Origin of the sequence: Kordiimonas sp., from assembly GCF_048264555.1 — a bacterium.
GTDB lineage: Bacteria > Pseudomonadota > Alphaproteobacteria > Sphingomonadales > Kordiimonadaceae > Kordiimonas.
Genome location: NZ_JBLXCX010000007.1, coordinates 170555 through 183595, shown reverse-complemented (window position 1 = coordinate 183595; position 13041 = coordinate 170555). Strand labels below are relative to the sequence as shown.

At 51.0% G+C, this 13041-nt stretch carries 11 protein-coding genes; all 11 read right to left on the bottom strand.

Annotated elements, in window-relative coordinates:
* Positions 1 to 538 precede the first annotated feature (538 nt).
* Positions 539 to 739 (bottom strand): hypothetical protein, encoded by a 201-nt coding sequence (locus ACN0XZ_RS16710; protein WP_417458940.1) that lies wholly within the window; start codon positions 737 to 739, stop codon positions 539 to 541.
* A gap of 260 nt (positions 740 to 999) precedes the next feature.
* The gene (wecC, locus tag ACN0XZ_RS16705; RefSeq protein WP_417458939.1) at positions 1000 to 2247 is read right to left on the bottom strand and encodes a UDP-N-acetyl-D-mannosamine dehydrogenase; all 1248 of its coding nucleotides are present in this window, start codon (positions 2245 to 2247) and stop codon (positions 1000 to 1002) included.
* A complete protein-coding gene (wecB, locus tag ACN0XZ_RS16700) occupies positions 2234 to 3355 on the bottom strand; it encodes a non-hydrolyzing UDP-N-acetylglucosamine 2-epimerase (RefSeq protein ID WP_417458938.1) in 1122 nt (373 codons plus the stop codon). Before wecB ends, wecC begins: the two co-directional genes overlap by 14 nt.
* 60 nt (positions 3356 to 3415) lie before the next feature.
* Entirely contained in the window at positions 3416 to 4639 is a 1224-nt protein-coding gene (locus ACN0XZ_RS16695) for a glycosyltransferase family 4 protein (RefSeq protein ID WP_417458937.1), read from the bottom strand.
* Positions 4636 to 6222, bottom strand: coding sequence for a heparinase II/III family protein (locus ACN0XZ_RS16690; RefSeq protein WP_417458936.1), 1587 nt, complete (start codon positions 6220 to 6222; stop codon positions 4636 to 4638). The genes ACN0XZ_RS16695 and ACN0XZ_RS16690 overlap by 4 nt, the downstream gene beginning before the upstream one ends.
* Before the next feature lie 29 nt (positions 6223 to 6251).
* On the bottom strand, positions 6252 to 8384 hold the full coding sequence (locus tag ACN0XZ_RS16685; RefSeq protein WP_417458935.1) for a bi-domain-containing oxidoreductase: 2133 nt from the start codon (positions 8382 to 8384) through the stop codon (positions 6252 to 6254).
* Between the two features lie 35 nt (positions 8385 to 8419).
* A complete protein-coding gene (locus tag ACN0XZ_RS16680; RefSeq protein ID WP_417458934.1) occupies positions 8420 to 9433 on the bottom strand; it encodes a hypothetical protein in 1014 nt (337 codons plus the stop codon).
* Positions 9434 to 9436: 3 nt separating this feature from the next.
* Positions 9437 to 9907, bottom strand: a complete 471-nt coding sequence (locus tag ACN0XZ_RS16675; RefSeq protein ID WP_417458933.1) for an acyltransferase — start codon at positions 9905 to 9907, stop codon at positions 9437 to 9439.
* Positions 9892 to 11181: a hypothetical protein gene (locus ACN0XZ_RS16670; RefSeq protein WP_417458932.1), complete on the bottom strand. Its 1290-nt coding sequence runs from the start codon at positions 11179 to 11181 to the stop codon at positions 9892 to 9894. The genes ACN0XZ_RS16675 and ACN0XZ_RS16670 overlap by 16 nt, the downstream gene beginning before the upstream one ends.
* Entirely contained in the window at positions 11168 to 12151 is a 984-nt protein-coding gene (locus tag ACN0XZ_RS16665) for a hypothetical protein (RefSeq protein ID WP_417458931.1), read from the bottom strand. The genes ACN0XZ_RS16670 and ACN0XZ_RS16665 overlap by 14 nt, the downstream gene beginning before the upstream one ends.
* Positions 12144 to 13025, bottom strand: coding sequence for an AAC(3) family N-acetyltransferase (locus ACN0XZ_RS16660; RefSeq protein ID WP_417458930.1), 882 nt, complete (start codon positions 13023 to 13025; stop codon positions 12144 to 12146). The genes ACN0XZ_RS16665 and ACN0XZ_RS16660 overlap by 8 nt, the downstream gene beginning before the upstream one ends.
* Between the last annotated feature and the right edge of the window lie 16 nt (positions 13026 to 13041).

Below are 13041 nucleotides of genomic sequence, written 5' to 3'. Positions count from 1 at the left end.
AATCGGTCGGGGTTTTTTAGCAGAAACGCCATGCCGCAGGGCACTCAAGCTTCCTGAATGGGCCTGTTGAGGATGAAACAAGGTCATCATAGCTAAGTACGCGGCCACTGTGTGCAGCAGCAAAGTGTTGGATATTTTGAAAATGCTTAGTGCTTAGAGTGTGTGCCATAAATTCATCCAATCAGTATTCTTATATCCGTTGAAAGTCGTGTCCACTTTCTAAGATAAGTCTATAACGGCTGGGATTAAGCTTTGTGTGCGCTAGGTGGAGCGATAGGCCGTGCCGAACCAGGGTGAGCAACCGTGAACTTTGCGCGCGGATTCGGTGTAGGTTGTTTCCAGGCGCAATAGACTTCCGAAAAATCAAAAAAATCTATTCCAAGATGTGCGGAAGGACCGGCCACATTGGCTGGCGACCTTATGACGATCGTCGTCAAGGCATCTTCACCAGGCCGCTTTCTTTGTTGCCTTACACTAGTGGAACGGTGCTGACGAAGTAGCTCCCGAGTGCGGTGTTTGGAAATGCCAAGCTCGTCCATCACATGGTCAACACGTCACCAGAGAGGAGCGGGGTCTGGTAATTTCCCTCCGCGGTCTCTTTGAGGGTTAGCTTGTCGAGCGTGAGCTCAGTCACAGTCTTCTTCAGCCGTGCGTTCTTTCGCTCCAATTTCGTACCTGATCGGTCTTCATCCCGCCGTACGCTGCGCCACCGGTAATAGGTTTGCAAGGTCGCGCTCAACTAACGGACTGCCTCCTCACTAGCCGTCTTGCCCTGGCTCAAAAGACCTTCCCCTCCTTCACGCAGTTTCGAGATGATCTGCTCCTGTGTAACGTCTTTGTCGTTCCATATGATTTCTTCTTATTCATGGACTGAATAGGCTAAAATCGTCTCTCAAAAAAAACTCATTTTCCTAGGAACAGGTCAGTTAGCTTACTGCGCTATTATAGTTTCTGTGCTGACTACCATTCTCTGCTTTTTTTGGGGGAAACTGAGGCCGCTTACGCTGGGGATGCGTTAGTCCAAATGCCACGTGTGTCAATAACAATCTTCTCAGACAGTTTTTCACTGGAAATACGCTTGAAGGGCTTGTGATCCACCAGCAGCACTAGAATATCGGCTTTCTCGATCGCGTCCGTCAGTTCCGCATGCTCCACTTTAAGTTCGGCAAGCTTCGGTGGAAGCACTTCGATATTGGGTTCAACTACCAGAATGCGGCAATCGAGTTCGCTGGCGAGCCGCTCAGTGATCATCAGCGCCGGACTGGTACGCAGGTCATCAATATCCGCTTTGAACGCGAGCCCAAAACAGGCAATGGTCGGGGCCTTGAACTTCGCGGCCGCCTTTTTCACCTTCTTGATGACATGCTCCGGTTTGCTGTCATTCACTTCCCGCGCTGCCCGGATCAGGCGAGCCTCTTCTGGCGCGCTGTCGACAATGAACCAGGGGTCCACCGCGATACAGTGGCCGCCAACGCCCGGCCCTGGCTGCAGGATATTCACCCGAGGGTGCCTGTTCGCAAGGCGGATCAGTTCCCATACGTCAATGTCCAGCCTGTCGGAGATCAGCGACAGCTCGTTCGCGAAGGCGATATTGACGTCACGAAAAGCATTTTCGGACAGTTTTGCCATCTCAGCCGTGCGCGCGTTCGTCAGAAAACATTCGCCCTTGACAAAAACATCATAGAGCGCTTGTGCCCTTAGGGCACAGTCGTTTGTAATGCCACCAATAATTCGGTCATTCTGCACAAGCTCGATCAGTACACGGCCCGGCAGGACCCGTTCAGGGCAGTGGGCAGCAAAATATTTGGTGCCGCACCCGCCCCTAAGATCCGACCGCTCCTCTTCGAGCCAAGCAACCATCTGGTCGGTTGCACCAGGCGGGACTGTCGATTCCAGAATAATCAGGTTGCCCGCCTCAATATAGGGGGCGATCGATCGAGTCGCCGCCTCGATATAGCTGAGGTCAGGTTTAAGGGTGTCGGTAAAGGGCGTCGGTACAGCAATGATGAAGGCATCCGCTTTCTCGGGAACTGTCTGGGCCTTCAACTGTCCAGCTGAGACCACCCCTTGCAACAACCCGTCGAGGTCAACCTCAACAATATGGGCCTTGCCCTTGTTGATGCTGTCCACGGCCTTCGGGTTCACATCGACACCAGTCACCTGGAGCCCGGCCTTTGCGAAAACCGCCGCTGTGGGCAAGCCGATGTAGCCAAGCCCTACGATGCAGATTGACTTATAGGTATACACGCCTGATTGCCTCCAGGATTTGCTGTGCGGCAGTGCCGTCGCCATAAGGGTTATGTGCTTCTGCCATTGCCCCATAATGGGATGGATCGTCAAGCAGCCTCTCTACCTCTCCGACAATCTTGTCGGCGTCGGTTCCCACAAGTCTGACCGTCCCGGCCTCAACGGCTTCCGGTCGTTCGGTCGTCTCGCGCATCACCAGAACGGGTTTACCAAGCGACGGCGCCTCTTCCTGGACGCCACCGGAATCGGTCAGAATGACGTGGGCGCGGTTCATCAGATAGACAAAGTGCGGGTAATCCTGAGGCGCGATCAGGTGAACATTCCTGAGTCCGGCGAGCTTCGCATGCACGGGGCCTTTCACATTGGGGTTCAGGTGCACAGGATAGAGGATTTCAACGTCCGGTTGGGCTGCAACATGGGCGATCGCGTCGCAGATATCGTCGAAGCCTTGGCCGAAACTCTCACGCCGGTGCCCGGTAACCAGAACGAGCTTTTTGCCAGCGTCTAGATACTCGAACGTCTTGTTAAAGGACGCCACCATCGCATCATCACGCACGATCCGGTCGCGCGCCATGAACAAGGCATCGACCACCGTGTTACCTGTGACGAAAATGCGCTGTTCAGGGATATTTTCCTTCAGGAGGTTTTTCCTGGACCCTTCCGTCGGCGCAAAACAAAGCGCGCTGAGGCCGTCCGTGATCAGCCGGTTGGCTTCCTCCGGCCAGGGAGAATAAAGGTTGTGGGTCCGGAGGCCTGCCTCGACATGCCCGACAGGAATTTGCTGGTAATAGGCCGCCAGGGTCGCCGACATGGTGGTGTTTGTGTCACCATGCACCAGAACGAGATCGGGCCGTTCGGCTTCGAGAACCTTGGTGACCCCAGTGAGGACGCGGGCGGTCACATCCGCGAGCCCCTGGGCCACCTGCATGACATTCAGGTCGTGATCGACACGGATATCGAAGAAGCCAAGAACCTGATCCAGCATATCGCGATGCTGAGCCGTGATACAGACCCGGTTTTCAATGCCCTCAGCCGCTTCGAAGGCGTGTACGACCGGCGCCATCTTGATGGCCTCTGGCCGTGTGCCAAATATCTGAAGAATTTTCATGCCTGATGTCTTATTTCTTAAAGTCGCTGCTGTATCAAGGCCTCTCCCCTGAATTCGGGCCTATTCATAGCTTGTTCCTGCCAATATTGCTATCCGATCCAGCATCTTTTTTGCCAGCGTTTTACGGTCATAGTCTGTTGATAATGCCCGGCCCCCTGCCGCATAGGCCAACCGCAAGTCCGCGTCATTCTTGACTGTAGACACGGCCCGTCCGAAGGCCTGCACATTTTCCGGTTCGAAATACAGTCCGGCATTGTAACGCTCGACAATTTCGCGGGCTTGCCCATCCACCCCAAGCAGGATGGGTTTCTCCATCGCGGCAGACTCGAAAATTTTCGATGGAATAACGGTTTTGAAGGTCTCAGACCTGCGGAGCGGCACCAGAACGGCATCGAGGGCAGAAATATAGCTATGAACCTGTTCCTTGGGCACAGGATCCAGAAAGGTCATATTGGAAAGGCCCAGTTTGCGGGTTTTTTCCACCACTGCGGCTTTTCTGGCGCCATCGCCAAGGCACAGGAGGTGAATGTCCGGGTCGTCAAGTTGCGTCATTGCTTCAACAATGAACTCGAGGTTATGCGCCATTCCGTGGGTGCCGATATAGCCGATCACGAACTTGTCCTGCAGGTTCAACTCGGAACGCAAAGCCGTATTCAAGGCCCTCGCGGGAAACAACGTGGTATCGACGCCATTCGTTACAACATGCATCTTTTGCGCAGGGATGCCGTATGTTTCCAGCCTCCGGTGAAAGGCGTCGGTCACCGGGACGATAAGGTCTGCCTTGCGGTACATGAACCGTTCGACCTGTTCGAGCATCCGGATCGCCCGCCCCTTTTCCATCGCGCCGACAGTTACGATGGACTCCGGCCACAGGTCTCGGAGCTCAAACACCCAAGGGCGCCGCTTTAGCTTCGACAGCGCAAAGCCCGCAAAGGTCGTAAAGAATTGAGGTGAAGTGGCAACAATGACATCGGCCTTCTGAAACAGGCCGATCCAGAAGGCCATCATGGCGAAACTGATATAGTCGACAATGCGCTTTGCAAAACCGTCATTTGCAGCGATATAGCTCCAAACGCGGATAACTTTGATGCCGTCGATCAGTTCTCTCTGGAACAGCTTGTTCCTGTACCCCGGAAACACCTTGCCTTGCGGGAAATTGGGGGCGCAGGTCACAATCGTTACATCTGCGCCAAGCCTGACCCATTCCCGGCAGTGCTCGAATGTACGTGACGCCGGTGCGTTGACTTCGGGCGGAAAATTGTCGGTTATAAAAAGAATTCTCATATTTGAATATCGGTCCTGAGACGTTCGCTGAAATGAACTTCAATACACTTGGCCGATATCTGTTTATTAAACTCGGGCGCATAGTAATAGCCTGAAATATCTATGCTGCTCGCGCCTGAAAACGAAAACGCCACGCCGCCTGTCTGCACGGTATCGCCTGCTACCGAGACTTCCCTATCGGGATGTAGGTGAAAGCGCGCCACCGCCTGCCCGGCACTATTGCCGGTTAGACGGTCTTCCAGCAGTATACGGTCTTTGCCGAATTGGAACGACCGCCGGTGAAGAACTCCAAGGCGCTTGAACCCGTCATGCATGGCCTCCACGTTGCCCTGCGCCACGTGACGCTCGGTGATCCGGGCGCGCCGCCCGACGCGAAAGGCGCCCCATATCTCGCTTTGCTCATGGTGCCCAAGTTGAACTGTGTTGTGGGACGCGGTCGAGCGCTCCAAAGTCCTGCGCGCACCCACGTCATAAGTTGACGTACCTGTATCGACAACGACCGGCCTACCATGGGCGAAAAGCTCGAAATTGAACATGTCGCAGTGCGCGTGGCCGGGGATATAGTCGGGGCCAATCTGACCCGCATCACCCCAGAAGTTGTAGGCAGCGCCATCATAACGAAAGTATCCGCTGTCAGGTAAGTCGGTGAGTGACATCTGCCTTGTTGGTCGCCACACCACACAAAGCCGCTCTGCATAGCTCTCGAGTTCGCCAAATGTGGGACAAATGCCGTAAGCGGCATCGTTAAAGAGCGGCGACAACCCGTCGGGCCGAGTCATTACGTCCAGCCAGGCCATGGCGCGTCCGGCCACACTTACCAGAACTTCGGGAATGTCGTGCCCATAGGCTTGCAGAATATTGCACAGGTCCAGAAGATCTTCTGTGAGCGTCGCGTGATAGGTCGTACTGAGTTCAAAATGAGCACCGTCCGGCAGAAACTGCTCTGTCAACTCGCGCATTAGCAACGCTAGGCCTTTCTCGAGCCAGGAAAGCGGCCTCCGCCCCTCAAAATGCAGCCCAGCAAAAATTAGGGCTTTCGCGTTGGCAAACAGATGATTTCCGAGCAGATGATATTCTAGCGTTAGCGACAAAACATGTGCTTGTTGGTAGACGCAAGCGTCCATTCCATCGGGAGCCACCCCGCCTGCTAGGCGCCACTTCACCCAGTTGACGATCCGGAGCGATATAGGATAGGGCTCCCAGCCGTTGCCATAGCCGAACGGGTTTTCAGCGATCCAGCGTTCGACCAAGCGCAACTTCCGCTCGGCTGGTGTATTCCCGGAACACAGACCATCATGGTAATGAAGGTTATAGAGCCAAAGCTTGGGCAAGTCCGGGTGGTTCCAGCCTTCGGCTCCCGTTATCATCTCGGTACGGTTCAGAAAACAGAAGCGGTCTTCAGCCCCAAGCGAGGCAGGCTTCACGATTGGGGTAGTCCATACCCCTGTTCGCGGGCTGGGTGCGAAGGTCGGCCTCGCGACAGGCTTTGGCTTGACAAACTGGCGTCGGATGCGGTTTGTCAGTTGCACTGGTTTGAGATATTTCAATGTCCGCCAATATAATCCAAATTTTGAGGCAGACATATCGCCCTCCAAACGCCGCTTCTTGACCACTAGCCCTTAGTAATCAAGTCACTTGCTAAAATGCAGGCTCTTGACACTTCCATTAGTTCGTCAAAGGGAATTGGTGACGGCTGGCCAGCCTGTAGCGCTTCGACAAATGCAGCAGCGCAACGGGCCTGGCCTTTGTCCTGCTGAAAGGCTCTGGATTTCAGCCCCACTGCGCCAAATCCTGAGAGTTTTCTGAAGTTATCGAGTTGAAATACTTTTCCGCCCTGAAACACCTCGATGCGCTCCTTCGGAAACGCCTTGTTGCCGTTGGCGAAATAATGGATCGTCGCCATGCTGCCATTCGCAAAGGTAAGGGTAATGGAGGCGGTATCGTGACAGTCGGCCGTCGGCTGAGACATCCTATTTGACTGCACCGATACTATCTCGGAGGCCGCGAGGTGCCGCGCAATATCGATAAAGTGGCAGGCTTCGCCGATAATTCGGCCGCCGCCGCGGCTCGGGTCCTGAATCCAGCTGTCAGATGGTATCTCCCCTGCATTGCAGGTATAGATAATGCTCATTGGCTGACTTGACCGCATCGTCTCACGCTTGAGCTTTTGCATCAGAGGAGCAAAGCGCCGGTTGAAGCCTACCATCAGCAACGGGGTGTGGCCCGTGGCTGCTGCATCCCGGTATGCCGCTTCGATGGCGTTGAGCTCGTCCGCTGTCAGCGCAAGAGGTTTTTCGACGAAGGTGCTCTTGCCGGCCTTCAGGGCCTCAAGCACAAAATGTGCATGGCTGTTATGCTGCGTGCCGATGATGATTGCGTCAACATCCGGGGCGGCAAAAATGGCTTCTGTATCGGTCGAGGACTGTTCGAACCCAAGCTTCTTGCCATAATGGCTGCCAGAAACGCCCCCGGCCGACGCGATAGTCTTCAGCCGGGCGGCAGTTTTCGCAAAAGCAGGCAACAGCGTGCGCCCCGCATAGTTCCCGGCACCGATGGCGGCCAGCACAGGCGCGCCACCCGTGGCTTGTCGGGCGCCCGGAAGAGGCAGCGTGGTGACTTTTTTCTCGTCGGATGCCGATCCTCCATAGGTCAGCACCACTCCAAGCGCGCCCTTGTCGTTCAGCAACAGGTCGTAGGCCTGCTTCGCATCCTCAAGGGCGAAGGATTTCGTTTTCAGGGTATCGAGCGCAAGTTGCCCTGACGCCATAAGATCCAGCACCGCCTCAAAGTTTCGCTGTTCGGTCCAGCGCACGAAGCCCACCGGGTAGTCCTGTCCGCCTTCCTCATAGGCGCTATCATAGCGGCCGGGGCCGTACGAGCAGGATACCTGGAAGCTGAGCTCTTTTTCATAGAAGTCGGCGCGGTTCAACTCCAGTCCGGTTACGCCGACAAGAATGATGCGCCCCCTTTTGCGGCACATGGTGGCCGCCTGGTGGATGGGATCGCTGCTTTTGGTCGAGGCTGTCACCAGCACAGCATCCACGCCGCGCCCGCGCGAAAAGCGTTCGGCAGCTTCTATCGGGTCTTCCCCAGCCGACAGGTCGACCACCTCGGCACCGAAGGCGCGGGCGAGGCTGAGCTTGCCTTTGTCAAAATCAAGGCCAAGAACCCGGCAGCCATGGGCACGTAAAAGCTGGATCGTCATCAGGCCGATAAGACCAAGGCCTGTAACCACGACACACTCACCGAGTGTCGGCTGCGCGAGCCGCATGCCCTGCAGCGCGATGGCGCCGACAACAGTGAAGGTCGCATCCTCGGCCGTCACATCGATCGGAATCTTGGCGCACAGGTTTTTGGGTACGGATACGATCTCGGCATGGTTTCCGTTGGACACCACCAGATCGCCCACCTTGAAGTCTTCTGCACCCCGGCCGACCGCGATGACACGGCCGACATTCGAATAGCCCATCGGGATCGGTTGGTCGAGCTTGGACCTGACCGCATCAATGGTCGGCATGAGGCCATCGGTCTTGATCTTCTCAAGTACCATCTTGACCTTTTCAGGCTGCTGACGCGCCTTCTCCAAGTAGCTGGACCGCCCGAAATCGACAAGCATACGTTCTGTGCCGGCAGAAATGAGACTTGCCTGGGTTTCAATCAGTAAATGACCTCTTTTTAGCGACGGAACCGGTACTTTTGCGACAACTGTCCTCCCCGACCCCAAATTTTGTAGCACAATTTGCATCCGCCTAAACCTGAACTCAAAATAGTGGTTTCAACTTACTTGTTGGTGTGAATATCCGAGATAGTTCTATACCTAACAGGCATCGGGGCAGACTGTAATAGGTGAAATAGCTCATGCAATCTATCTGAATAATAGGAAGTTTTTGAATGACCGATTAGAACAACTGGAACGGAATCGCCTGATGAGGAAACATGATTGTAATAATGGCGCATGATCATTTTAAATATTTTTTTTGGTGCAATGAAGTTGTAGTCCGCCATGCAATAGTCTTTGTTAAACAGTTTTGTTAGCCGCCCAATCTTTCCCTTGTCCATGTCAGCTAGCTTATTTTTATATAGCCTCGACACTAGCCGCCGAGTCTTGATGCCGCCGTAGTTGCAGTAATGAATAACACTCATTCGGCTTTTTTCGGTTAGAATAGGTATTTCTAACAGCCCGTCTTCGGCCCAACTTGCCTCCATCTTATAGTTCGTATAATCAAAGCTGCCATACGAAGAATGAAATTTGGCGCCAGGGGCTATTGTACTATCAATTTTTATGCCATTCTCCCGGAGGAAACTGAACAAGGACAGTCGGTTAGACATTGACCATGCTCCTGCTCTATATGCTAATGGTCGATATCCTGAATCTATACCTTCAATTAATCTCTTTAGGTAATTGACTGATTTTGAGATGATGTCTTCCATCTGGCTCTGGCATAAAAGACTCAAATCAAATGGATATCTATGCAAACTAAGCGGCCCCGTGTTTTGAGCATTTGCAAAAAACCACATAGGATGGATATGCAATTCAATACCGTGCCCCTTTCTGTATAAGTTTCTTATCTGGTTTTCAATTGGTTTCACCTGGTCCCAATCTTGGAGGGAGGAATAGTAGAGCTGTTGGCCAACCTCCACAAAAACAGTGAGCCGAGCCCCATACAGCTGCAATACCGATGCAAGATAACTGGTTGGTATTATCTGGTCCCGATAAACACACCCAGATCCATCTCCGAATTTCTCGTAGTCTAACGAGAAAACTAAATCTAACGGCTTGCTAAATTCCGACATCTCTCACCTTGTGCCTAAGACTTTTGCTGGATTCCCCCCCACAATAGTCTGAGGTGCTACCGACTTGGTAACAACGGCTCCCGCAGCGATTACGGCACCATGCCCAATCGTAACCCCAGACAGGATTATCGAGCCTGCACCGATCCACACGTCATTCTCAACTACAATCTCTCCTTGCTTTCCCTCGCCCTGAAGCCTCATCGGGACACTAGTGTCAGCAAATTCGTGATTGCCCCCAATAATCATCGTCCTTTGAGCAATCATCACATCTGAACCAATTGAGATTGGAGATCGTCCTGAAGCTGAAGTGGAAATCAATGCATCGCGCCCAATGAATGTGTTATCACCAATAGAAATATACCTCGGCGACAGAACTCTAGAGCCTGGCGAAAAAATGCACCCTGAACCAACCGTCCCTTTTCTAAATCGGTACGCAAGCAATTTGAGGACATAGTTTTTTATTTGTCGTGACATGGTTTGTTCATCAACGCTTCTGAAGTAATCGCGCGAAATTTACCGTTTTCTGTCACAGGCAGCCTTTCTACCCGAACGACTTTTATGTTTAGGTCTGTTCCTAATTTTTCGAAAATCTCGGCTAAAATTTGCTTTTCCGCTTGCTCAAAAATATTCGGCACGCAATTCACTCTGATCTCAATTCCATAATCTTGTTTTTGATGCAGTTGCGCACCTTGAATGATGGTTATGGATTTAAAAATATGATCTAGCCTTCCAATCTTGCGACCATCTGGCAGCAGAACATAGTCATCTTCCCGGCCTAAAACTTCAGAGATCAATCTGCCTTTTCTGCCACAAGAGCATGCAGAATAATGATTGATAAGTAGCTCATCAGTAGACTCATACCTAACAAGAGGGAACGCTTCATTGTGAAAGCTACTACCAAAGAGTCGGTGCCTTTGACCATCAATCTTTTCCAACTCCACCTTAGAAAAATACTCATCAACATGAAGATTTCCAGCATCACATTCATAAGCGTTCACGACACCTTCCGTCATTCCATATATTTGGACCAATCTACAATTAAATATGTACTCAATTAGATCCTTTTGCCAAGAAAAGAGCTTCTCAGAACTACATGAGATAAATTTCATCTTACAGCTTCTTGCGATCTCCTGTAGTCCAGCCTCCTTAACAAGGCGAGCAAATTCAAACAAAACAGAGGGGTAAGAATGCATACATGTTATCCCTGACCTTTCTATTTCCCTCAAATAGTCACTAACTGTTTCTGGAGATAGGTGAAATTGACTCATCAATAGCTGCCGGGTCGGCCACGAGTAAATCCAGTAGGGAGGCCTGCGCTTGTCGTTTTCAACCAAAGGCTTGCCAATAAAGTAAACAAACCAATCTTTCTCTGAAACTCCGTGGATTGCTCTAAACTTCCAATAGAAGGCCCAAAGATGCTCCTCAAACCCTTTTGATATAGGATAGGCCATTCCCGCACCAGTTGTACCACTCGTATGCCAAGTCTCATATACTTTCTGTTTGTTTACGATATTATCAAAATTTTGAATAACAGTTCTTTTGTCCTTCGTTATTGGCTCGAGATCATACCTAATCAGCATGTCATATCGACCGTCATAGTCCCTAAAATCTAGATTCAAATAGAGGTCTTTTAACTTCATAACCCTATGATTTAGGCGTCGTCGAGCTTTGCGAAGCGCCATAAAATTCACAGCACAGACTTTTCCCCAATATGGCAAGCTTAAGTACAGCCTACTAGCCCGGCTCATCTATAGCCCTTTCTAAGAATTCGATATACTTGGAAATACTGTCCAACTGAGGTGGGCGTTTAATGCTGTCTTTTTGATTAGCGGCCATCTTAAGTTGTGAAATAAAATCTGATCTACAGCCATATTTATAGGTAATTGTACCGCTTGGACGATCAACGACATCGCTACATAATACCGGAAGTCCAGCGTCAAGCGCTTCTAGTATCGCTATCGAATTTCCATCTGACGCTGTAGGCCGGACATAAACGGAAACATATTCCAATAACGCCCTAAAATCCAGGTCCTCGACAATGTGCAACGTATTTCCAACGCCTTGGGGATCAAGGGCCAAACTATTGTAGGCATTGCTCGGATCTAAATACAGCACATGGAAGCCTAGGTTAGAAATTGATGGTAAGAGACCAGCAATAAACTCAAACCCGTAAATCTCCTGGCCTCTTATCGCACCCCTACTTCTCGCATATACCAACATGCATTTTCGGTTTAAGGGGATCAATTGTGCGATTTTCATCGGCAACTTTACACTAGGGCTTCTAACACATTGACTCTCAGAAAACATCGGGGAGATTTTCTCCACGCGGATAGATATATCAGCACTCAAAATTGACGAAAAAGCAGAATCATTCAATACGATTACGCCCGATGAAAACCTTAGTGCAATTCGATTACCAAACTTAGTTACATCAAATTGATCTCCGTGAATCGTGTGCACCACAGCAGAACGCATGAGGCGACCAAGTACGGTTGATATTCCCCGCTTATATGACCGAGAGAAGTTATAATGAATTATATCAGGTTGCCATAAAGCTAGTTCCACCAATTTATACCAAGTATAATTTCTAAATCGCCATTCATCAACCGGGCTTATTAGACGGCATGCCTGCATTAGCCCCTTGATATATGAAGCTACTCCTCCACTAGGTGGAGGAGTAGGGCCAACTACAGCCACTTTCAGAGGCTTCTTAGTCATATATGGTAAACCCAGATACTAGACCTTCGGTTAGCTTTTCGACCAGTGGCGCAGCATCGACCTTAAAGAAAACCGTGCCTCTGTATTTAAACTCCTTAAAATAGTGCCGCTCAAGATATCTACGGCAAAATTTCCCCGGATCAGCCTTTTGCATGAGAGGCAAGTTGTGAACATAGGTCGTGACTTCATGTAAATTGCCATCACAATCAAAGCAATTCTTTGTATACTTTTCTCTGTCCCAGACGGGCAATTCTACCGACGCAGGGCAAATATCCTCTGCAGTGTGAACAAATGAGAGATATGTCATAGGCACACCTAGCCCAATCACCTTAGCCCTTAACTGCAACATGGTATCAAATGGACTTCCCAAACCGAAGGGATGTTCACATTTTTCGTGCCCAAAGCATATTTCCTGAGCGTGTGCTCCAACGGCTGCCACGGACTTAATCGGATGCAACGATCTGGGAGCATTGGGAAGTTGCCTCACATATTCGGAAAAAGCTCCCATCCCAGACCTAGTTTTACACACGTCAAAGGCGTCGCCGCTGGACATACACCTAGCAGAACTGCCCATACAAAACGTTGGAACAACAATTGTTCCTCTGGGGCCAATAACTTTCGCCAAAGTCTCATATACTTGGCTAGGACTCAGTTTCGTATTTATTGAACCAAAGCCTGCATGCACCATTACGACATCGCCTTCTCTAAGGCCCATCTTGTTCCGAAACAAATCTTCAAAGGTTGCAGCGTTCAATTTTGGGTAAACAGATTGAGAGCGCTTTCTGGCCCAAAGTTCAAGTTTCTTAAGGCGTTTCTTTTGTCTCTCGTTCAAAAGCCCGCCGACACATTTTCTCAAAAAAACTCGCATCGCCATTGTTCCCCTTCCGATA